The sequence below is a fragment of the Gordonia sp. L191 genome (assembly GCF_030077625.1).
Taxonomy (GTDB): Bacteria; Actinomycetota; Actinomycetes; order Mycobacteriales; family Mycobacteriaceae; genus Gordonia; species Gordonia polyisoprenivorans_A.
In genome coordinates this window covers 276289-295951 of record NZ_CP125996.1, presented here as the reverse complement: position 1 = coordinate 295951, position 19663 = coordinate 276289, and the positions used below count along the sequence as shown (strand labels likewise).

Here is a 19663-nt window from a genome sequence, read left to right as displayed (position 1 = left end):
TCATAACAGTGCAGGTAGCGTGTCGAATCGTCACACCTGTGATTTCGTGTCGCTCCATCCCTCTTCGTCGAAGTGAGTTGTGAATGTCCTCGAGGCGAATCGCGTCGGTTCTGCTGACCGCCCTGCTCACCGCCTGCGCCCTGCTCGCGGGCACGTCCACCGCGTCGGCATGGGGGCCGCCCGCCTCGCAGGTCCGCGGTTTCATCAACGCGACGATCAACAACTACGGCATGGATCATCCGGTGTGGGTGCGGGCGTGGCCGTCCCAGACCACCGCGCCGTCGAAGGCGCCGACCATCATCTTCCTCGACGGCCTGCGCGCCACCAATGACTACAACGGGTGGGAACGCGAAACCAACGTCGCCTACCTGTCGCAGCGTGGCTACAACGTGGTCATGCCGATCGGTGGCCAGTCCTCGTTCTACGCCGACTGGAATGCCCCGAGCCCCACGGCGGGCCAGGTGCACCCGTACCGCTGGGAGACGGTGCTCAAGAACAGCCTGCCGCAATTCCTCGACGCCCACGGCTTCCACAACCGCACCCTCGTCGGGCTGTCGATGTCGGCGAGCCAGGCCGTGATGATCGGTAACGAGCGGCGCGACCTGTACTCGCGGGTGGTCTCGATGTCGGGGTTCATGAACATCGTCGCCACCGGAATGCAGACGATGATGCGCGGCGCCGCCTGGGATGCCGGGCACTACGACCTCAACGACATGTGGGGCTGGTTCCCGAATCTGCAGGCATTCCAGCATTCCCCGACCGAGAACCTGCCGTCGATGAACGGCCTGCACCTATGGATGTATGCGGGCACGGGCGTGTGGGGCGACCACCAGCCCCCGGGCGCCAACAACACCGACTTCTTCATCACCGGCCTCAACTCGACGGCGATCGAATCGGTTGCCGGCGAGCAGAGCCGCACCTTCGCCCTCGCCGCCCCGGCGTTCGGCGTCAAGCTGCGCACCGACTTCCCGCTGACCGGCACCCACGCCTGGGGCTACTGGCAGCAGGCGATCTGGAACATCTACAACGCGGGCTGGTTCAAGAACGGCTGAGCGGGCGCCCCGTCACGGCCTCGAGAGCCGCTGCTTGTGCTCCTCGGACATCTGGCTGCGCTCGACGTGGTCGGCGAAGTGCTCACGCGCGTTGATCGACACGAAGATCGAATGACCAACGGCGACCGGCCTTTCCGGATCGCCGATGTGACCGAGCGCCTCGACGTAGATCTTGCGTCGTTGACGGCCGAGCAACCGGGCGCTCATCTGCAGCCGCGAGCCGACCGGAACCGGCGCGAGGAAGTCCACCTCGAGGTGCACGGTCACCGCCGACGGCCCGACGAGAAGCGGAGCGGTACCCATCACCTCGTCGAACGCGGTCGAGAGCACACCGCCGTGGATGACGCCGGGACCGCCTTCCATCCACGGTTCGACGTCCATCTCGGTCTCGACGGTGAAACCCTCCCCCGCCCGGACCACCAGATGCAGCCCGCGGGGCGCATCCTCGCCGCATCCCAGGCACATCGGGTTGTGCATGCGGATGGGCTCACCCGGTCCGGCGGCCTTCGGATGACGCGTCATGGCCTCGAGGTCGGCGGGGACGACGAATCCACCGGGGCGATCGGGACGAGAGGGGGTGCTCACGTCCCGTTACCCTAGTCATGCCGATTCCCGCACGTGTCAGGTGATCGGACGCGATGACGCACGAAGGGACAACGATGGTCGAGGGAGCCAGAACCGACCAGTACGGGCGCACCGACGCCGGGCGCTCGGAACTGATCAAGGAAACACTGGCCCGCGTGGCGCCAGGCACCGGGCTGCGCGACGGTCTCGAACGCATCCTGCGCGGTGGCACCGGGGCGTTGATCGTGCTCGGCCACGACTCCGACGTCGAGAAGATCTGCGACGGCGGCTTCCAGCTCGACGTCGAATTCGCGCCGACGAGACTGCGGGAGCTCGCCAAGATGGACGGCGCCGTGGTGCTCTCCACCGACGGCAAACGCATCGTCCGGGCAAACGTGCAGTTGGTGCCGGATCCGTCGATTCCCACCGAGGAGTCCGGTACCCGCCACCGCGCCGCCGAACGCACTGCCATCCAGACCGGGTATCCGGTGATCTCGGTGAGCGCGTCGATGTCGATCGTCAGCGTCTACGCCGAAGGGGTGCGACGCGTCGTCGAGAGCCCCGACCCGATCCTCTCGCGTGCCAACGTGGCGCTGTCGACACTCGAGCGCTACAAGGCTCGCCTCGATGAGGTGATCTCGGCACTCGGCCGCGCCGAGATCGAGGACTACGTTCTGCTGCGTGACGCGATGTCGACGGCGCAGCGGATGGAGATGGTCCGCCGGGTGGGTGTCGAGATCGAGGAGTACGTCCTGGAACTGGGCACCAACGGACGACAGGTGAGTCTGCAGCTCGAGGAGTTGATCTCCGAGAACGACACCGTCCGCGAGTTGCTGGTCCGCGACTACTACGCCAGCCCCGAGCCGGCGACCACCGAGGAGGTGCACCACACCCTGGAGACGGTCGAGGCGCTCTCCGACGCCGACCTCCTCGATCTCACACTGCTGGCCGGCGCCTTCGGCTACCCGACCACCATCGAGGCCCAGGACACCGCGATGAGCCCGCGCGGCTACCGCATGCTGGCCCGGATCTCACGACTGCAGTTCGCCCACGTCGATCGTCTGGTTCGCAGCTTCGGCACCCTGCAGGCGTTGCTGGCCTCCTCGGCCGCCGACCTGCAGGCCGTCGAGGGTATCGGCAGCATCTGGGCTCGCCACATCCGCGAGGGGCTGTCGCGGCTGGCCGAGTCGAGCATCGAGCGCTACGACTAGCCACGCCGGTCCTCGCCTACCGGTCGTCCTCGCCCAACCGCGGCGGCGCCGTTCGGTAGGTCGGTGGCGTCGCGCTCATCCGAATGGGGTTGGCGATCTGGGTGATCGGACCGTCGCGCCGGGGATCATCGATCTCGACGACCGGCGCGAGCCCGAGTCGCTCGGCGAGTGCGATCGCATCGGCGACGTCGTTGAGCGGTCCGCATGGCACGCCACGCGCGGTGAGCACGGTGAACCAGGCGTCGGCGGTGTCGTGTGACAGTGCCTCGTTGAGCAGCCCGACCAGCTCATCGCGGTGTGCCACCCGGGCCTTGTTGGTCGAAAAGCGTTCGTCGGCAGCAAGATCGGGCTGCCCCAGCGCTTCGGCGAGCGCGGCGAACTGCCGGTCGTTGCCGACGGCGAGCACCAGTGGCCGATCGGCCGTCGAGAACACCTCGTACGGCGTGATGCTCGGGTGCCGATTTCCCATGGCGTGCGGCACCACACCCGCGGCCACATACGCCGACGACTGGTTGACCAGGGCCGACAACAACGACGAGAGCAGGTTCACCTCGATGCGCTGCCCCTTCCCCGTCGCGTCCCGATGACGAAGCGCGGCAAGGATACCCACCGCGGCGTGCAGGCCGGTGATGACGTCGACCATCGCGACGCCGACCTTGGTCGGGGTGTCGGCATCGGGGCCGGTGATGCTCATCAGGCCTCCGACCGCCTGGATCAACAGGTCGTAGCCCGGTAGCTGATTGTTGCCGCCGAAGCCGGTGACCGAGCAGTACACGATGTTCGGATTACGTTGTGCGACAGCGTCGTATCCGAGACCCAACCGGTCCAGCGTGCCGGGCAGGAAGTTCTCGACGACGACGTCGGCCCGATCGGTCAGCTCGCGGGCGGTGGCGAGGCCGGCGGGATCGGCGAGGTCGAGGGCCACCGACTCCTTGTTGCGGTTGACGGACAGGAAGTAGGACGACTCCTCACCGACCCACGGCGGACCCCAACTGCGGGTGTCGTCGCCGGTGCCGGGTCTCTCGACCTTGATGACCTCGGCGCCGAGGTCGGCGAGCAGCATCGTGGCGTACGGACCGGCCAGGACCCGACCGAAGTCGGCGATGACCAGCCCGTCCAGGGCGCCCGTCACCGGAACGCGCCCTCCCCGGTCAATGCCTTGCCGATGGTCAGTTGATGCACCTCCGAGGTGCCCTCGTAGGTGAGTACCGATTCGAGGTTGTTGGCGTGCCGGATCACCGGGTATTCCAGGGTGATCCCGTTGGCGCCCAGAATGGTTCGACACTCGCGTGCGATGGCGATGGCCTCACGCACATTGTTGAGTTTGCCGGTGCTGACCTGTTCGGGGCGTAGTTCGCCACGATCCTTGAGCCGCCCGAGGTGATAGGCGAGCAGATGTCCCTTGCCCACCTCGAGTGCCATGTCGGCGATCTTTGTCTGCGTGATCTGGTATGCCGCAAGCGGTTTGTCGAACACGGCGCGGGACTGGGAGTATTCGACGGCTGTTTCCAGACAGTCGCGGGCGGCACCGATCGCACCGAAGATGATGCCGAAACGCGCCTCGCCCAGGCTCGTGAGCGGCCCGCGGAGCCCGGCGGCCTCCGGCAGCATCGCCGACGCCGGTAGTCGCACGTCGTCGAGCACCAACTCGGAGGTGACCGAGGCCCGCAGCGACATCTTCTTGGTGATCTCCGGCGCCGAGAACCCCGGGGTGTCGGTCGGGACGACGAATCCCCTGATGCCGCGCGGGGATTCCTCGAGATCGGTCTGCGCCCACACCACCGCGACATCGGCGATCGACCCGTTGGTGATCCACATCTTGGTGCCGTTCAGCACCCAGTCGTCGCCGTCGCGTTTGGCGTTGGTGCGCATGCCCGCGGGATTCGACCCGAAATCCGGTTCGGTCAGCCCGAAGCATCCGATGGCCTCGCCGGCGGCCATGCGCGGCAACCACTCCTGCTTCTGTTCTTCGCTGCCCCAGTGGTGGATCGAGAACATCGCCAGCGATCCCTGTACCGAGACCAGACTGCGGATGCCCGAATCGACGGCCTCGAGTTCGAGGCAGGCCAGACCGTAGGCGGTCGCGCTCATCCCCGGGCAGCCGTATCCCTCCAGGTGCATGCCGAGGGCGCCGAGCGCACCGAGTTCCTTCGCCAGCTCGCGCGCCGGCAGCGCACCCTTCTCGAACCAGTCACCGATGTGCGGCCGCAGCCGCTCCTGACCGAACTTGCGGACGGTGTCGCGGATGGCGATCTCGTCGGCGTCGAGCAGCGAGTCGAGGGCGAACAGTTGCGTGAGGTCCTGAGCGGGCATGGGCATCCTCCTGGCGGGTGCGAGAACCGTGTGCAATCGTTTGTGAGAACGTTTGCACGATCGTTTGCATCACGTAGGCTATGGCGCATCGCCGCATCCGTCAACAAGCGCGCCGACCCGAGGAAGGACCACCACCGCCGATGCCAGGACAGTCGTCAGACAGCCGGCCGACGCGTGGCCACCGGGCGCCGACGCTCAAGGAGATCGCCGAGCACGCCGGGGTCCACGTGTCGACGGCGTCGCGGGTATTGCGGCAGCCCGAGCCGGTCGACGGCTGGTCGCCCTCGGCCCAGCGGGTGCGGCGCGCCGCCGAGGAACTCGGCTACCGGCGCAACGTCTGGGCGGCCAGCCTGCGCACCCGCAAGACCACGACTCTCGGGGTCGTGATGACCCGCCTGACCGATGGCGTCGTCGCCACCACCTATCAGGGCATCGACGAAGCCGCCACGCGCGCAGGCTATTCGGTGCTGTTGGCGAGCCCACCTGATGACGCCGACGCCCAGCGCGACGCCATCGAGTTGCTCGTCGGTCGCCGGGTCGACGGTCTACTCCTTGGCGGATTACACGCTCCGGCAGCCGAATTCATCGAGTCACTGACCGTGAACGTCCCGATGCTGACGGTCACCCGGCATGCCGACGCCGGACTGCCCTTCGTCGGTGGTGATGACCGGGGCGGTGGCCGGCTCGCGGCACGACATCTCATCGATCGCGGGTACACCGACCTCGCCGTCATCGGCGGACCCGCACACGCCACCACCGCCACCGACCGGCTCGCCGGATTCCTCGACGGTCTCGGTGAGGCGGGAATCGAGTTGCCGCCCAACAGGATCGTGGCGTCGGCTTTCGACGTCGATGGCGGTATCGCAGCCGGTCGCCAACTGCTCGACGGTCCCCACCGACCACGCGCGATCTTCGCCGTCTCCGACACCATCGCCATCGGCGTGCTCGGTGTGGCCCGCGATCTCGGCCTGCAGACCCCGGACGACCTCGCGCTCGTCGGCTACAACGACATCCCCATCGCCGCCCAACTCCCGGTGCCGCTGACTACCGTTGCGTCCCCGGCGCGCCGGATCGGTGCGACGGCGGCTCGTGGCCTGCTCGATCTCATCGAGGGGCGCGAGGTCGAATCGGTGCTCCTACCCGTCGAATTGATGGTGCGCGGGACCGGTTAGGGCTGGGCCGGCGCCACGAAGTTGAACGTGATCGGCGCCGACTCCTTCTCGCCGAGCTTTCCGATTGCCTGATAGGAGCCGGCGGGCACCGGGGTGCGCGGCTTGTCGCAGCCCGGGTTGCTGGTGGTGCCGGACCACGTGATGGTGTCCTTGACCTGCTGCTGCGGCTGCAACACCTGATTGTTGGCGGTGTTGATCTGCGAGCAGTCGCTCGCGGTCCACAGCGTGCGGGTGCCGTCGAGGGTGCGCACGATCACGTTCTGGGCGGCCTTGCCGACGTCGCGCGCACATGCGGACAGTCCCGCGTTGGTCACCACGATGGTGAACACCGGCTGGCTCCCGGTGGTGTAGGTCGGCTTGTCGGTGTAGAGCACGACGGCGATCGAGTTGTCCGGGCACAGTGGCATGTTCGCGTCTGCTGCCGCGGGATTTCCGCCCGGCGCCGGCACGGCCGCCGAGCCCGACGGAGGCGCGCTCGGGTTGGCACTGCTGTCGGCGGGCGCACCGCCACCACCACCGCCGGTGCCGCCACCGGACGGCGCCTGCGACGGATCGACCGAGGCGTTGGTCGTCGCGGTCGACGGTGTCGTCGACGAGGGGGTCGCCTTGGACGCGGTATTCGACGTGTCGTCACCGCCACCCGATTGCGCCCACACGACCAGCCCGACCACCAGGGCGACGACAGCCACCAGCACTCCACCGGCGACGATGCGGCGTCGCCAATAGATTTCGGGTGGGAGTGGCCCTTGCGGTTCGATCACGCCCCAACGCTAACGGCCACGCCGACCGCCCTCGGCGAGGTCGGTCGGCGTGTCGCATGAAACTTGCGGGGCCGGTGAGGTAACGGGGCCGGTGGGGTAACGGGCATCACGCGCGCACCGCGGCCACGGAACCTAGGCCGATTCGGCGTCGGGGAGTTCGGTGTGCTGCACCGGCAGGACGGCCTGACCGCTCACGCCGATGTCGCCGTATACCCCGCGCAGCTGAACGGCACCCTCGCTGAGGGCGTAGGTCAGCCCGACGATGGCCAGCTTTCCCGCGGCGACACGGTCGGCGATGATCCGGCTGCGCTGCATCAGCAGCTGACCTGTCTCCACGACGTGCCGGGCCTCGAACTCATCGACGCGCGTCAGGCCCTCGCTGCGACCGGCCAGGATGCTGGGCGTCACGCGTTCGACGACGTCGCGGATGTAGCCGCCCGGGATCTGCAGGTCGTCGAGCGCGTCGAGGGTCGCCTTGACCGCACCACAGCTGTCGTGACCGAGGATCACGATCAGCGGCACCTCGAGGACCTCCGCTGCGTACTCGAGCGAGCCGAGGACCGCGGAGTCGAGGACGTGACCGGCGGTGCGAACGACGAACATGTCGCCGAGGCCCTGATCGAAGATGATCTCGGCGGCCAGGCGTGAATCCGCGCATCCGAACAGCACGACGTGCGGGTTCTGCCCGGCGGCGAGGCGGTGACGGTCCTCGATACCCTGGCTGGGATGTTGCGATTCTCCGGCGACGAAGCGCCGGTTGCCCTCCAGGAGTACCTGCCATGCACGTTTCGGGGTGAGTCCGATCATGGGAACCAGTCTGCCACCTACCACCGTTCTCGCATGGTTCGATCGCCATGAACGCGATCTGCCCTGGCGTGCGCCCGGGCTTCCGGCCTGGCAGATCCTCATCAGCGAGATCATGTTGCAGCAAACCCCGGTGTCCCGGGTGATCGGCCCGTGGACCGAATGGGTGCAGCGCTGGCCCGCACCGTCGGCGATGGCGGCGTCGAGTCCGGCCGACGTGCTGCGCGCCTGGGGCAAGCTCGGCTATCCCCGGCGTGCGTTGCGCTTGCACGAATGCGCCAAGGTGCTGGCCACCGACCACGATGACCGCGTCCCCGAGGACGTCGCCACCATGTTGGGCCTGCCGGGCATCGGCGACTACACGGCCCGCGCGGTCGCCTGTTTCGCCTACGGGCAGGCGGTCCCCGTCGTCGACACCAATGTGCGGCGGGTCATCGCGCGGGCGGTGCACGGCCGCGCCGAGCCCGGCAATCCGTCGCGCTCGGACCTCGCCGACGCGGAGGCACTGCTCCCGCGGACCCCGCGTGGATCGTTCGCCCGCACCGCGCCCCGTTACTCGGCGGCGCTGATGGAGTTGGGCGCGCTGGTGTGCACCGCGCGCAACCCGCGCTGCGACGACTGCCCCATCACCGGTTGTGCCTGGGTGAAGCTGGGCCGGCCCGCCCATGTCGGCCCGCGTCGTCGGGTGCAGAAGTTCGCCGGTACCGACCGCCAGGTACGCGGACTACTCCTGGACGTGTTGCGCGACAACGATTTCCCGGTCGATCGGACACTCCTGGACGCGGTGTGGATCACCGATACGTCCCAGCGCGACCGCGCGCTGGACTCCTTGCTCACCGACGGACTCGTCGAGCTCACCGCCGACGGTCGGTACTGCTTGGCGGGCGAGGGATCGTGAGGGCAGACTCCGCCTCCGGAAGACATCTGCGCCGACCGGATGACCAGACCTCTACAGACCGGATGACACCGTCCGCGCAACTTCACCTGATTGCGGCTTTCACCTGCTAACTTGTCCCCCATGACAGAGCCACCCAACGAGGGTCCTGACTTCAGCAAGCCGCAGCAGCCCGGATACGGTCCGCCGAATCCGCAGGGCCCGGGAACCCCCGATCCCTACGGCTCCACCCAGTACGGGCAGACACCACCCCCGCAGCAGCCGCCGGGCTACGGCCAGCAGCCCCCGTCCTACGGACAGCAGCCTCCCGGATACGGTCAGCAACCCCCGCCGTACGGACAGCAGCCGGGTTATGGTGCACCCGAATCCGGTGCTCCGGCAGGCGGATACGGCGCGGTGCCGCCGGGCGCCACGCCTCCGCCGTACGGTGCACCCGGTGCCGGGGTACCCGGAGCCCCCGGGGCACCGACGGGTGCTCCGCAGCAGGTCAACATCGGTGAGGCGCTGAGCTGGGCGTGGGCCCAGTTCAAGGCCAACCCCGGACCGATGATCGTGCCGGGACTGATCATGTTCCTCATCGGCGGTGTCATGGTGGGCGTGTACTTCGCGATCATCGCGCTGTCCACGTCGACGACCACCGAGACCTTCGACAACGGATACGGCGGCACCTACAGCTACAACGTGCAGACCAGCAATCTCGGAGCCGGTGGCTTGCTCCTCGGAATCGTGCTGTACGTGGTCGTCTTCGTCGCCATCATGTATCTGTCGGCATCGATGATCACCGGCGCGCTCCGCGTGGCCGACGGTCAGCCGGTCTCCGTCGCGACCTTCCTGAAGCCGGATCGCTTCGGCCCCGTTGTCGGCACCGCCATCGTCGTCGGCCTGATCACCGCGGTCGGCCTGGTGCTCTGCATCATTCCCGGTCTGATCGCGATCTTCCTGCTGCAGTTCTCGATCTTCTTCGTCATCGACAAGAAGCTCGGCCTCGGTGCCGCGATGAGCGCATCGACCAACCTGTCGCGCTCATCGGTGTCGAACTCGCTGTTGACGCTCGTGGTCGCCTACGTGCTCTCCTACATCGGCACCATCCTCTGCTACATCGGCCTGATCGTGACGTGGCCGCTCGGGCAGCTGTTCTACGCGCACTGCTACCGCCGGTTGACCGGTGGATATGTCGCTCCGGCACCGGTGTAGGCGAAAGCCCCTCTCCGCACCGCCCTCCCAATAAAACGCCGACGCCCGTCGTCACCTCACGGTGGCGGCGGGCGTCGGCGTTGCGCGGCCCTCTACCGCAACCGCGACGACAAACCCGAGAGGAACGCCTCGACCGCCCCACGATAGAAGTCGGGTGCGTCGTCGTGGATCAGATGACCGGCCCCGGTGGCGAGTAGATACGTCGCGAAGTCGTTGCCCGACGCCATCTTTCGCATCTGACCGGGCGGGGTGACGCCGGCTTGGGCCTCCATCACCAGACTCGGTACGCCGACTTTCCACCACTGCGCCCAGAAGTCCCGCCGACCCCACTCGTCGGCGATCGCGGTCCAGGTATCCAGGTCGCCGTGCAGCCGTCCGTCGTCGAAGGCCTCATAGAAGTAGCGGCCCGCGACCGGACCGAACATCGCGACCGCCTCGGCAGGTGAGTCGAACCGCTCCGGCCAGGACGAGAACCACGGGGTCCAGTTCTCGGTGGTGCGGCCGCGGAAATCCGGGGCCATGTCTTCCACCACGAGCGCCGACACCAACTCCGGGTACCGGGCGGCCACACACCACGAGTGCAGCGCGCCCATCGAATGACCAACCAGCACAGCAGGACCCAGGTCGATCCAGGTGAGTATCTCGGCGAGGTCGGCGGCAAACCGCTCGGTCGACACCTGGCCCGGATCGGTGAGAACGGCATCGGGGGCACCGGTGTGAAACGCCGCGTCGAAGGTGAAGACCCGACCGTAGCGCCGTAGCCACGGCACCTGCCGACGCCACGTGCGGCCCCGGCCCATCAGACCGTGGACGAGCACGATCGGGCCCACTCCCTGGGCCGGGTCGTCGGCGCCGAGTCCCCCGTAGTCGAGCAACCCCCGATCGAGCAGCCCCCGGCCAGCCACACCTCGCGTCACAACCGACGAGATTACCTCCGGCGCCCGATGCGCCGAAGATCTGCGCTCGCCGTGCGATTCGGACTCGCTGCGGGGACTAGGCTTTGCGCCATGGCTGTTGTGAAGATCAATGCAATCCACGTCCCCGAGGGCGCCGGGCCCGAACTCGAGAAGCGCTTCGCCCACCGGGCCCATTCCGTCGACGGCTCGAAGGGCTTCCTTGGGTTCCAGTTGCTGCGCCCGGTCAAGGGTGACGACCGGTACTTCGTGGTGACCCAGTGGGAATCCGAGGAGGACTTCCAGGCGTGGGCCGCCGGCCCGGCTCGCGAGGCACACGCCGGGGAGCGCGCCAAGCCCGTCGCCTCCGGAGCCGACCTCCTCGAGTTCGAGGTGGTCCTCGACGCCAAGCCGAGCTCCTGACGTCCACCGGACCCGAACACTTCGCCGGCGCGCAACCGCGACCGGCGCCGATGTTCCCGCTCGGGGCGGCATTACTCCCGGGAGAAAGTCTGCCGCTGCGCATCTTCGAGCCGCGCTACCGGCAGATGTTGCGCGACTGCCTCTCCGGTGACGACTCGACCGACGACCCACCGGTGTCCGGGTTCGGTGTCGTGCTGATCGCACGCGGCCGTGAGGTCGGTGGTGGCGACGTCCGGCATGACGTCGGAACCTTCGCCGACATCGAGACCGCCGTGACCGAACCCGACGGTCAGGCCATGATCTCGTGTACCGGGACGTGGCGGTTCCGGGTCGTCGACTGGCTCCCCGACGACCCTTATCCGCGCGCGCTCATCCGCCCGCTGTCCGAACCGTCGCTCGACGACGCGTCGGTGCAGCGACTCACCGGTATCGGCGCGCGCGTGCGTGCGCTGGTCGAGGAGTCGTTCGCCGCGCGCGGGGTTCCCCTCGACGACGACGTCCCGCTCTTCGACGCCGCCGACCTGGCCACCGTCGGACTCTTCGGCTGGGCGGCCCGGCTCCCCATCGGGCCGGCCGACCGCCAGGAACTGCTCGAGGCCGCCGATTATCCCGCCCGGTGCCACGTGTTCGACGAGGCCGTGGCGACCATGGAAGCCCGGATCCACTTCGGCGCCTGAGCGGGTTCGGCGAGACCGTCGGCGGCAATCAGAACGTGGACAATTAGAACGTGTTCTAGTATCGGTGGTGAAGGCATTCACACGCGCGCCTCGCCATGTCCGGCGATGTGCCCGCAGGACCGAGGAGCATCTCTCATGACCGAGACCGTCGAGGCCGGCACCCGCGTCGGGGGCGACCAGACCAGCCTGTACCTGGGGGGAACCTGGGTCGCACCGCATTCCACCGAAACTCTCGAGGTCTTCTCCCCCGCCACCGGAGAACGTGTGGGATCGGTTCCGCTGGCCGACGAGACCGACGTCGACACCGCCGTACGCGCGGCGCGCGCCGCATTCGACTCGGGTGTGTGGTCGTCACGACCGGCCGCCGAACGCGCCGAGGTCCTCGAGCGCGTCGCCGACCTGATCGATGCCCGCTTCGATGAGATCGGCGCCGTGGTCTCCGCCGAGATGGGCGCACCGCCGAGCGCCATCGACATGCTGCAGAAACTGCCCGGAACGGGCGTGCTGCGGGCCTACGCCGACGCCGCCCGCAACTACCCGTGGCAGGAGTACCGCACCGGACTGTTCGGCACCACCGTGGTCACCCGTGAACCCGTCGGGGTGGTCGGAGCGATCACCGCGTGGAACGTCCCACTGTTCCTGGTGTGCAACAAGTTCGGGGCAGCGCTGGCCGCCGGGTGCTCGGTGGTGCTCAAGCCGGCACCGGAAACCCCGATGACGGCCAACGTGCTCGCGGAGATCTTCACCGAGGCCGGCGTACCCGAGGGCGTCATCTCGGTGGTGCCCGGCGCGACCGCCACCGGCGAGGCCCTGGTGAACCACCCCGACGTCGACAAGATCACCTTCACCGGCTCGACCGCGGCGGGCAAGGCGATCGGCGCGGCCTGCGCGCAGAGCCTCAAGCGGTGCTCCCTGGAACTCGGCGGCAAGTCCGCGGCCATCGTCCTCGACGACGTCGACCTCGCCAACCTCGGCATGCTGGTGTTCCTGGGTCTGTTCAACACCGGGCAGGCGTGCGTCGCGCAGACGCGGGTCCTGGTACCGCGCAACCGCCGCGACGAGATCGTCTCGGTGATGGTCGAGGCGGCCAAGGCGATGAAGGTCGGCCTGCCCTCGGATCCGGAGGTGCAACTCGGCCCGGTGATCAGCGAGCGCCAACTGCAACGCATCGAGGGATACATCGAGGCGGGCAAGAAGGCCGGAGCCACAGCGGTATTGGAGAGCACGCGCCCCGCCGATCTGGATGGCGGCCACTTCATCACCCCGACCATCTTCACCGGCGTCACCAACGACATGACGATCGCGCAGGAAGAGATCTTCGGTCCGGTGCTCTCGGTGATCGACTACGACGACGTCGACGAGGCCATCGCGATCGCCAACGACTCCGACTACGGATTGGCCGGGTCGGTGTGGACCTCCGACGTCGAACGCGGCATCGAGATCTCCGGCAGGATCCGCACCGGAACCTTCGGCATCAACTTCTACGCCATCGATCCCGGATCACCGTTCGGCGGCTACAAGAACTCCGGAATCGGCCGCGAATGCGGGCCGGAGGGACTCGAATCCTTCGTCGAGCACAAGTCGACCATGCTGCCGATGGGGTACGAACCCACACGGTAGCCGGTGACGCCCGGGTTGCCCGAACGCGACTCAGGTGAACAGCATCGGCAGATGCCACAGCCGGGAGTGCGGCTCGATGAGCCAGAGCCGCACCCCGGTCAGGCGGATCAATCGCATGGTGCCGACGATCAGCAGGGCCGCCAGCGGGAGTTCCGCGAAGGCCGCGGTCAGCAACGAGATCCAGCGGTCGGCCGGTGCGGCGGTCATGATGTCGAACCATGCATCGCAGATCAGCAGGAGTCCGGTGGCGAAGCCGGCGAGCACCAGCATCTGCCGGCGCTGCCACGCCAGGACGGCGGTGGTGGCCATCATCGCGACGAGCAGGACGTCGAAACCGACCCAGGTGATCGACCAGTTGTGGGCGACGTAGTCCACCGGAAGGCTCAACCCCAGGAAGACGATCCACGGGATCAGGCCGATCGCACCACCGGCCATGAGCCCGATGCGGGCACGTCGAATCCGATTGCGTTTGGCCGGATCGGGCAGCACGTCGTCGAGGGGTCGGGCGAGGCGTCCGATCAGGTCGCGACGGTCGTCGGCACTCAGGGCGTCGATCTGCTCATCGGTCAGAATGTGATCGCTCACAGCGTCGCCTCCCTGGGGTCTACGGGGTCGGCACCACCGATGGCGCGGGCGCACTCGTCTGTGGTGCCGAAGAATCGGGTGCCAAAGAATCGGGTGCAGCGGAATCGGGTGCCGGGGTGGACGTATCACTCGGTCCAGGCAACGGTACCGCTCCCGGCGGCGGGGTCGACACCTGCTGAATCCGGCTGCGGAACGAATCGTCGGTGATGACGTCGATGTTCTGGATCATCCAGCGGCCGTCCTGCTTGACCATCGCGAACGTCAAGCGGCTCGGATCGACGCGCACCAGATCCTTGCCGCCGCGGCTGACCGACTGATTCATGAAGATCAGGACCGTCGAGGAGTCGCGGGTGTTGGTGACCACCCCGGCATCCTGGATGACGGCCTGGGAGACCACCTGCTGCTTCTTCACCCCCTCGACGAAGTCGATGTCCTGTCCCTGAACGGGATTGGTGATCAGCTTGTCGTACTGGGACTTCGCCGCCCCGGTGACCACCGACTTCGAACTGTTGACGTGGGCTTCGACGTTGCCCGGGTCGTAGCCGAACATCGTGGTGGCGTACGACTTCGCCGCATCCAGCGACGAGTCCCGGGCCTGTTCGGTCCATCGGGCGTCGAGGTAGCGGTAGCCGAGTACCCCGGCGAGCGCCACCGATGCCACGACCAGCAACGCGAGGACGCCGGCGAGGACCTGCGCAACCGAGAGCCGCATCACGTCACCCACTCGAAATCGGTCATCTTCAGCTCGCCGTTGATCCGGGTGATGTCGACCCGCCACCGGAAGGTCTGGACGATGGTCTGCTCCTTGGGATCCGTCGGCTTCATCTGCCAGCCGTAGACGACGATCACCGTGCCCTCGTCGTCGTCGGCCTTGGTGACGGCGTCGCTGATGACGGTGGACTGCACGTCGAGTTTCTGGTCCCGGATGAGCGAGACCGCTTGCCCCATGGACTCGTTGAGTCGTTGCTGGGCGGTGCCGCTGGTCTTGTCCGCCATGGTCTTCATCGCGGCGTCGACGTTGCCCGGATTGAGACTGGTCATCGTGACCGTCATCAGCTGGGCGAACGAGGAGTACTCGGCGCGCAAATTCCGCTGATGGTCGATGCGTCCGAGTGCGATCGCGAACACCGACGAGGCGACGAGGCACCCGACGATGACGATCACCGCGAGTCCCGTCGCGACCCACGCCAGGATCGAGCGATCCGATCGCGCCCGCAGCGCGGAGACCTTGGTGACCGGTGCGGCATCGTCGCCACCCGGGGCGGCAGCCATCCGGCGTTGACGCCGCTCGCGATAGCTCAGGGAGGAGACCAACTCGTCCGGGTCGGCCACCGGGCCGGTGCGCTCGGGTGTGGTCAGATTCACCGCCGGCGACGGCTGCTCGGGCGTCGCGGGCGGAGTCGGCGCGGACTCGGCCGGTGGTGCCTCGACTTTCGGTGCCTCGACCTGTGGTGCCTCGTCGGGCTTGCTCGGCGTACGACGTCGGCGCAGCGGCGCCGACCGGACCGGGGTCCGGGCTTGCGAAGCCGGCGTCACTGGGCGTCCACCGCTCCGGTGATCAGGCTCTGCCATGTGCTGCTTTGTCCTTGCTGATCGTTGTCGGTGCCGGTACCGGTGCCGGCGTTGTACGTGCGTCCGTCGGGGCCGATGAAGTCACCCGACTCCGGATCGTACGTGGTGCCGTAGACCGCGGGACCGTCCTCTTGTTCGGTCGGCGTCCCCTGGGTGACATATCCGGCGGGTGCGGGCAGGATGCCCGGAATGCCGTTGGGGAACGGCACCACCCGATTGCTGATCGGCTTGTACCCGGTGCGGCATTCCTCGGGGGTCGGGGCCCGCCGGCCGGGGAATTCCGCGCACGGAAAGTTGCGTGCGCCGCGCACGGCGATCTGCGAGTTCTGCGGTACCCGGCACAGCATGCCCGGCGGCAGGTCGCGCGCGGTTTGCACGGCGGGGCTGCGCCATTGCGACGGCGGCAGGTAGCCGATGGTGCACGGCGGCGGATCCTGGAAACCCAGCGAGAATTCGACGCTCGGGCCGTACCGCGGGTCGCCGGCGTTCAACGCGGTCAGCAGGGTGTCGATCAGACGCGGATAGATCACCAGGACCTGTTGCAGGTTCGGCAGATACACCGCCGTCGTCTTCGACACCGTGTTGAGGTTGGCCAGCAGCAGGGGCAGCGACTGGTCCATCGAGGCGAACAGCTTCTGCGCCGACGACGCCACCGAGGGTCCCTTCTGAAGCAGGTCGGTGATCTCGGGGTTGTTGGCGCGCAACTGATCTGTCACCTTGACCGCGTCGGCGGTCCACGCCCGGATCTGATCGGCGGTGGCCGACTGGGTGGCCATCAACGGTCCCGCCTGTTTGACGAGATCGATGGTCACGTCGGAGTTCTTGTCGGCGTCATCGACGAGCAGGATCATCGAGTCCATCAGGCGCCGCAGGTCTTCGGCGGTGCCGTTGAACGCGTCGAAGGCCTCGTCGATGAGTGAGCGCAGATTGCTGTCGCCGACGCGGTTGAGCAGGGCGGTCGCCTGGTCGAGGACCGACGAGATCTCCACCGGCACATCGGTTGTCGATACCGTTGCACCGTCGGCGAGGTAGTCGGAGCTGGAATCGCCGGTGGGCGGGGTGAATTCGACGTACTGCTCACCGACCGCGGACACGCTGTGTACCGACGCCGCGGAATTCGTGGGGATCTTGGTGCCACTGTCGATGGACAGGGTCGCCGCCACCCCGTTCTCGGTGAGCCGCACCGACTTGACCTTGCCGACGTTGACGCCGCGGAAGGCCACGTTGGCGTTCTCGTACAGCCCACCGGTGTTGGGCAGCTGGAGGGTCACCGCATACCGTCCGACTCCGAACATCGCCGGAATGCGCACGTAGAACAGGGCCATCGCGACGATCGCGATGAAGGTGACGATCGCGAAGATGATCAGCTGGATGCGGACGAAACGGGTGATCTTCATCAGTTGCCGCCTCCGTTCGATCCCGGGGTGTTCTGGGTGGCCGGAATGGGAGGGGCGTTCTCCGAGCGGGTTTCGTCACCCGGCTGCAGCGGCGAGGTGAACGGGTTGAGGCCACGTCCGGCTGCGCCGGCGGGCTGGCCGGTGACACCCTCGGGGCCGACGACGCCGACCGACCGCAGGATGCTGCGTTGCAGCTTGGGGATCGTGAGGTCGAGGACGAGGTCGGAGTTGATGTAGTCGCCCTTGACCATCGTCGGGATCTCCTCCTCCAGGAACGGGAAGGTCAGGAGCAGGCGCAGCGAACCCGGCAGTGCCGGGCCGGCGGCGGCCAGACCCTGGAACGCCTTGGCCATGTTGGCCACGATCGTCTTGATGTCCTGCGAATTCGCGTCGAGGACATCGTTGGTCGTCGACGACAGACGCCCGACCGCGTCGAGGGCGTTGACGAACTGCTGACGTTGATCGTTGAGGAGCTTGAGGATCTGCGGGCCGTCGCGCAACGCCTTCTGCAGCGTCGGGGTCTGTTGATTGACCGCGACGGTGAGTCGGTCGAGGCCCTCGCCGGCGCGAATGATGTTGTCGGTCTGCCTGTTCAGGTCTCCGACGAGGGTGGTCAGCTGCGGGATCAGGGCCCGGATCTGCTGATCGTGGCCGTCGAAGATCTGGCTCATCTCGTGGACGATGTCGCCGAACTGCGACAGTCCACCGCCGTTGAGTACCACCGACAACGCGCTGAGGACCTGCTCGGTGGTCGGATAGTTGCAACCGGCCACCTGTTGGGCCGAATTGATGTCGGCGACAGCGGCTTCGGTCGGCTGGGCGATGTTGTCGACCTTCGGGCATTTCGGCAGCGGGATCTGATCGCCGGCCTGCATGTAGCCCGTGGCGGTCCCCGTCGGCTCGACGATCTCGAGGTGGGTCGATCCGAGCACGCTGGTCATCCCGACCATGACGTGCGATCCGTCGGCCACCTTCACGCCCGGGTTGAGCCGGATCTCGACCTTGGCGTTCCATCCGGGTGCGACGCTGATCGCTCCGACGCTGCCGACGGTGGCGTCGTCGATGAGCACGGGCGCGTTGTTGGTCAGGCCCGCAGCACTCGGGATGACGGCGCTGATCTTGTACGAACCGTCGCCGGTGCCCTGCGCGCCGGGTACCGGCAGGCTGTTGACGCCGTTGAAGCCGCACGCCGAGGCCAGCACCGTCACCGTGGCGACGAGCAGGATCAGGCGTAGGTCACGCCACCGCAGCCGGCGCATCAGCCCGCACCGCCCCACGGGACGAGCAGGTCGGCGAGCGGCCCACCGCCGTTGGCGCGTCGGGTCGCCGCATCCTGGTTCCGGATGCCCTGCTGGGCGCGCGCGGCCACGTCGGCGTTCTGGTAGGTCACCTGGCCGGGTGTCGCGTTGATGCCGTTGACCGGATTGGACATGAACGGCGGGTAGGCGACGACGATGGACTGCAGCACGGGCGCCAGGGTGTCGACGCATTTGTCGATGTCGACCTGGCTCTGGCCGGGCCGGTTGTTGGCCTCCATCGTCCCGCACAGCAGCGTGATCAGGTTGTTGCCCATACCGAGTCCGAACACCCCGGACAACGATCCGGTCAGCGGGTTGTAGATGTTGTAGAAGTTGGCGAGCTGGTTGGGCGCCGAATGCAGTAGCCCGCGCATCTGTTCGTCCTTGGCGGCCAGGATGCCGGTGGTCTGCGCCAGCCGCGACACCGCGCCGGTCAACGAGTTCTGGTTGGTGTTGATGAAGTTCTGGACGTCGGTCATCGCCGAATCCAGGTTGTGCAGAGCACCGTTGAGTTGATCGGTGTTGTCGGCGAGGACGCTCGACACCGACGCGATGCGTCCGTTGAACTGCACCATCTGCTCGTGGCTCGACGAGAGCGCGTCGGTCAGCTTCTGCAGGTTGCGGATCGTGGTGAACAGGTCGTCCCGTCCCGATGCCAGCGTGCCCATCACGTCGGAGAGCTGGGTGATCGAGTTGTTGATGGATTGCCCTGCGCCGTCGAGGTTCTGCGCGCCGACGTCGATGGCGCGCGCCGCGGCACCCGGGTCGGCGCCGTTGGGGCCGACCGCATCGGTCAGCCGTTGCAGTTGCTGTTTGACCTGATCCCACTCCATCGGGACGGCGGTCCGCTCCATCGGGATGTCGGTGCCGTCGGTCATCTGCGGGCCCGACGAGTACACCGGGGTCAGCTGGATGAAGCGGCCCGACACCAGGCTCTGGGCGACGACGACCGCGCGCGCATCGGCGGGGATCTTGACGCTGCGATCGACATCCATCTCGACCTTGACGTCACCGCTGCGCGGGGTGATCGAGGTGACGTGACCGACGTTGACGCCGAGCACCCGCACCGGGTCGCCGTTGTAGAGGCCGGTAGTGGTGGCGAAGTACGCGGTCAGCCGGGTGTTGGTGACCCGGTTGTAGCCGATGTATCCGGCCACCACGATCAGTGCGAGCAATACCAGCAGCGCGATGATCTGCCATGCGCGCTTGCCGATTCCGAGACGTCCGGTCAT

20 protein-coding genes are annotated in these 19663 nt (G+C 67.5%); 8 read left to right on the top strand and 12 right to left on the bottom strand.

Annotated features, from left to right (window positions below; genetic code table 11):
- Nucleotides 1-83 precede the first annotated feature (83 nt).
- A complete protein-coding gene (locus QNM97_RS01375; protein WP_079928787.1) occupies nt 84-1052 on the top strand; it encodes an alpha/beta hydrolase in 969 nt (322 codons plus the stop codon).
- Nucleotides 1053-1064: 12 nt separating this feature from the next.
- Here QNM97_RS01375 and QNM97_RS01370 read toward each other — a convergent pair whose 3' ends face one another.
- Nucleotides 1065-1637, bottom strand: a complete 573-nt coding sequence (locus QNM97_RS01370) for a PaaI family thioesterase (protein WP_283821267.1) — start codon at nt 1635-1637, stop codon at nt 1065-1067.
- Between the two features lie 74 nt (nt 1638-1711).
- Here QNM97_RS01370 and disA point away from each other — a divergent pair, with 74 nt between their 5' ends.
- The gene (gene disA, locus QNM97_RS01365; protein ID WP_006372018.1) at nt 1712-2827 is read left to right on the top strand and encodes a DNA integrity scanning diadenylate cyclase DisA; all 1116 of its coding nucleotides are present in this window, start codon (nt 1712-1714) and stop codon (nt 2825-2827) included.
- Between the two features lie 16 nt (nt 2828-2843).
- Here the strand turns inward: disA and QNM97_RS01360 are convergent, their stop codons facing one another.
- Both QNM97_RS01360 and QNM97_RS01355 read right to left on the bottom strand, forming a co-directional pair.
- Nucleotides 2844-3959, bottom strand: coding sequence for a CaiB/BaiF CoA transferase family protein (locus tag QNM97_RS01360; protein ID WP_283821266.1), 1116 nt, complete (start codon nt 3957-3959; stop codon nt 2844-2846).
- Nucleotides 3956-5140, bottom strand: coding sequence for an acyl-CoA dehydrogenase family protein (locus tag QNM97_RS01355; protein WP_502874972.1), 1185 nt, complete (start codon nt 5138-5140; stop codon nt 3956-3958). The genes QNM97_RS01360 and QNM97_RS01355 overlap by 4 nt, the downstream gene beginning before the upstream one ends.
- Before the next feature lie 140 nt (nt 5141-5280).
- On the opposite strand from QNM97_RS01355, the gene QNM97_RS01350 reads away from it, so the two are divergent.
- Nucleotides 5281-6312, top strand: coding sequence for a LacI family DNA-binding transcriptional regulator (locus QNM97_RS01350; protein ID WP_283821264.1), 1032 nt, complete (start codon nt 5281-5283; stop codon nt 6310-6312).
- Here QNM97_RS01350 and QNM97_RS01345 read toward each other — a convergent pair.
- Both QNM97_RS01345 and QNM97_RS01340 read right to left on the bottom strand, forming a co-directional pair.
- Nucleotides 6309-7073, bottom strand: a complete 765-nt coding sequence (locus tag QNM97_RS01345) for a hypothetical protein (protein ID WP_094601077.1) — start codon at nt 7071-7073, stop codon at nt 6309-6311. The two genes, QNM97_RS01350 and QNM97_RS01345, sit on opposite strands and share 4 nt — an antisense overlap.
- Before the next feature lie 132 nt (nt 7074-7205).
- Nucleotides 7206-7880 (bottom strand): carbonic anhydrase, encoded by a 675-nt coding sequence (locus QNM97_RS01340; protein WP_006372013.1) that lies wholly within the window; start codon nt 7878-7880, stop codon nt 7206-7208.
- On the opposite strand from QNM97_RS01340, the gene QNM97_RS01335 reads away from it, so the two are divergent.
- Both QNM97_RS01335 and QNM97_RS01330 read left to right on the top strand, forming a co-directional pair.
- Nucleotides 7879-8775 (top strand): iron-sulfur binding domain-containing protein, encoded by an 897-nt coding sequence (locus tag QNM97_RS01335; protein WP_283821263.1) that lies wholly within the window; start codon nt 7879-7881, stop codon nt 8773-8775. The two genes, QNM97_RS01340 and QNM97_RS01335, sit on opposite strands and share 2 nt — an antisense overlap.
- 120 nt (nt 8776-8895) lie before the next feature.
- Nucleotides 8896-9966 carry a DUF2189 domain-containing protein gene (locus tag QNM97_RS01330; RefSeq protein WP_283821262.1) on the top strand — a complete coding sequence of 357 codons (1071 nt, stop codon included), beginning with the start codon at nt 8896-8898 and terminating at the stop codon, nt 9964-9966.
- A gap of 92 nt (nt 9967-10058) precedes the next feature.
- Here the strand turns inward: QNM97_RS01330 and QNM97_RS01325 are convergent, their stop codons facing one another.
- Nucleotides 10059-10871 (bottom strand): alpha/beta fold hydrolase, encoded by an 813-nt coding sequence (locus QNM97_RS01325; RefSeq protein WP_283823065.1) that lies wholly within the window; start codon nt 10869-10871, stop codon nt 10059-10061.
- 102 nt (nt 10872-10973) lie between these two features.
- On the opposite strand from QNM97_RS01325, the gene mhuD reads away from it, so the two are divergent.
- The 3 genes from mhuD to QNM97_RS01310 all read left to right on the top strand — a co-directional run bounded on the left by mhuD (nt 10974) and on the right by QNM97_RS01310 (nt 13579).
- Nucleotides 10974-11282, top strand: coding sequence for a mycobilin-forming heme oxygenase MhuD (gene mhuD / locus QNM97_RS01320; RefSeq protein ID WP_208792673.1), 309 nt, complete (start codon nt 10974-10976; stop codon nt 11280-11282).
- A gap of 50 nt (nt 11283-11332) precedes the next feature.
- A complete protein-coding gene (locus QNM97_RS01315; protein ID WP_283821261.1) occupies nt 11333-11959 on the top strand; it encodes an LON peptidase substrate-binding domain-containing protein in 627 nt (208 codons plus the stop codon).
- A 135-nt stretch (nt 11960-12094) separates the two neighbouring features.
- A complete protein-coding gene (locus tag QNM97_RS01310) occupies nt 12095-13579 on the top strand; it encodes an aldehyde dehydrogenase (protein WP_283821260.1) in 1485 nt (494 codons plus the stop codon).
- Nucleotides 13580-13609: 30 nt separating this feature from the next.
- On the opposite strand, the gene QNM97_RS01305 is transcribed toward QNM97_RS01310, so the two are convergent.
- The 6 genes from QNM97_RS01305 to QNM97_RS01280 are packed head-to-tail and all read right to left on the bottom strand — an operon-like array spanning nt 13610 to nt 19663.
- Nucleotides 13610-14164 carry a hypothetical protein gene (locus QNM97_RS01305; RefSeq protein ID WP_283821259.1) on the bottom strand — a complete coding sequence of 185 codons (555 nt, stop codon included), beginning with the start codon at nt 14162-14164 and terminating at the stop codon, nt 13610-13612.
- Between the two features lie 19 nt (nt 14165-14183).
- Nucleotides 14184-14876: a hypothetical protein gene (locus QNM97_RS01300; RefSeq protein WP_283821258.1), complete on the bottom strand. Its 693-nt coding sequence runs from the start codon at nt 14874-14876 to the stop codon at nt 14184-14186.
- Nucleotides 14876-15700: an Rv1363c family protein gene (locus tag QNM97_RS01295; protein ID WP_283821257.1), complete on the bottom strand. Its 825-nt coding sequence runs from the start codon at nt 15698-15700 to the stop codon at nt 14876-14878. The genes QNM97_RS01300 and QNM97_RS01295 overlap by 1 nt, the downstream gene beginning before the upstream one ends.
- Nucleotides 15697-17133 (bottom strand): MCE family protein, encoded by a 1437-nt coding sequence (locus QNM97_RS01290; RefSeq protein ID WP_283821256.1) that lies wholly within the window; start codon nt 17131-17133, stop codon nt 15697-15699. The genes QNM97_RS01295 and QNM97_RS01290 overlap by 4 nt, the downstream gene beginning before the upstream one ends.
- On the bottom strand, nt 17133-18392 hold the full coding sequence (locus QNM97_RS01285) for an MlaD family protein (RefSeq protein WP_283821255.1): 1260 nt from the start codon (nt 18390-18392) through the stop codon (nt 17133-17135). The genes QNM97_RS01290 and QNM97_RS01285 overlap by 1 nt, the downstream gene beginning before the upstream one ends.
- Entirely contained in the window at nt 18392-19663 is a 1272-nt protein-coding gene (locus QNM97_RS01280; RefSeq protein WP_283821254.1) for an MCE family protein, read from the bottom strand. Before QNM97_RS01280 ends, QNM97_RS01285 begins: the two co-directional genes overlap by 1 nt.

What these genes read in the sequence shown, in the direction of transcription:
- QNM97_RS01350 (WP_283821264.1), top strand. Translation starts at nt 5,281, where the DNA reads ATGCCAGGACAGTCGTCAGACAGCCGGCCGACGCGTGGCCACCGGGCG.
- QNM97_RS01375 (WP_079928787.1), top strand. Translation starts at nt 84, where the DNA reads ATGTCCTCGAGGCGAATCGCGTCGGTTCTGCTGACCGCCCTGCTCACC.
- QNM97_RS01355 (WP_502874972.1), bottom strand. Translation starts at nt 5,140, where the DNA reads ATGCCCGCTCAGGACCTCACGCAACTGTTCGCCCTCGACTCGCTGCTC.
- QNM97_RS01290 (WP_283821256.1), bottom strand. Translation starts at nt 17,133, where the DNA reads ATGAAGATCACCCGTTTCGTCCGCATCCAGCTGATCATCTTCGCGATC.
- disA (WP_006372018.1), top strand. Translation starts at nt 1,712, where the DNA reads ATGGTCGAGGGAGCCAGAACCGACCAGTACGGGCGCACCGACGCCGGG.
- QNM97_RS01280 (WP_283821254.1), bottom strand. Translation starts at nt 19,663, where the DNA reads ATGACCGGACGTCTCGGAATCGGCAAGCGCGCATGGCAGATCATCGCG.
- QNM97_RS01330 (WP_283821262.1), top strand. Translation starts at nt 8,896, where the DNA reads ATGACAGAGCCACCCAACGAGGGTCCTGACTTCAGCAAGCCGCAGCAG.
- mhuD (WP_208792673.1), top strand. Translation starts at nt 10,974, where the DNA reads ATGGCTGTTGTGAAGATCAATGCAATCCACGTCCCCGAGGGCGCCGGG.
- QNM97_RS01300 (WP_283821258.1), bottom strand. Translation starts at nt 14,876, where the DNA reads ATGCGGCTCTCGGTTGCGCAGGTCCTCGCCGGCGTCCTCGCGTTGCTG.
- QNM97_RS01310 (WP_283821260.1), top strand. Translation starts at nt 12,095, where the DNA reads ATGACCGAGACCGTCGAGGCCGGCACCCGCGTCGGGGGCGACCAGACC.
- QNM97_RS01285 (WP_283821255.1), bottom strand. Translation starts at nt 18,392, where the DNA reads ATGCGCCGGCTGCGGTGGCGTGACCTACGCCTGATCCTGCTCGTCGCC.
- QNM97_RS01315 (WP_283821261.1), top strand. Translation starts at nt 11,333, where the DNA reads ATGTTCCCGCTCGGGGCGGCATTACTCCCGGGAGAAAGTCTGCCGCTG.
- QNM97_RS01340 (WP_006372013.1), bottom strand. Translation starts at nt 7,880, where the DNA reads ATGATCGGACTCACCCCGAAACGTGCATGGCAGGTACTCCTGGAGGGC.
- QNM97_RS01335 (WP_283821263.1), top strand. Translation starts at nt 7,879, where the DNA reads ATGGGAACCAGTCTGCCACCTACCACCGTTCTCGCATGGTTCGATCGC.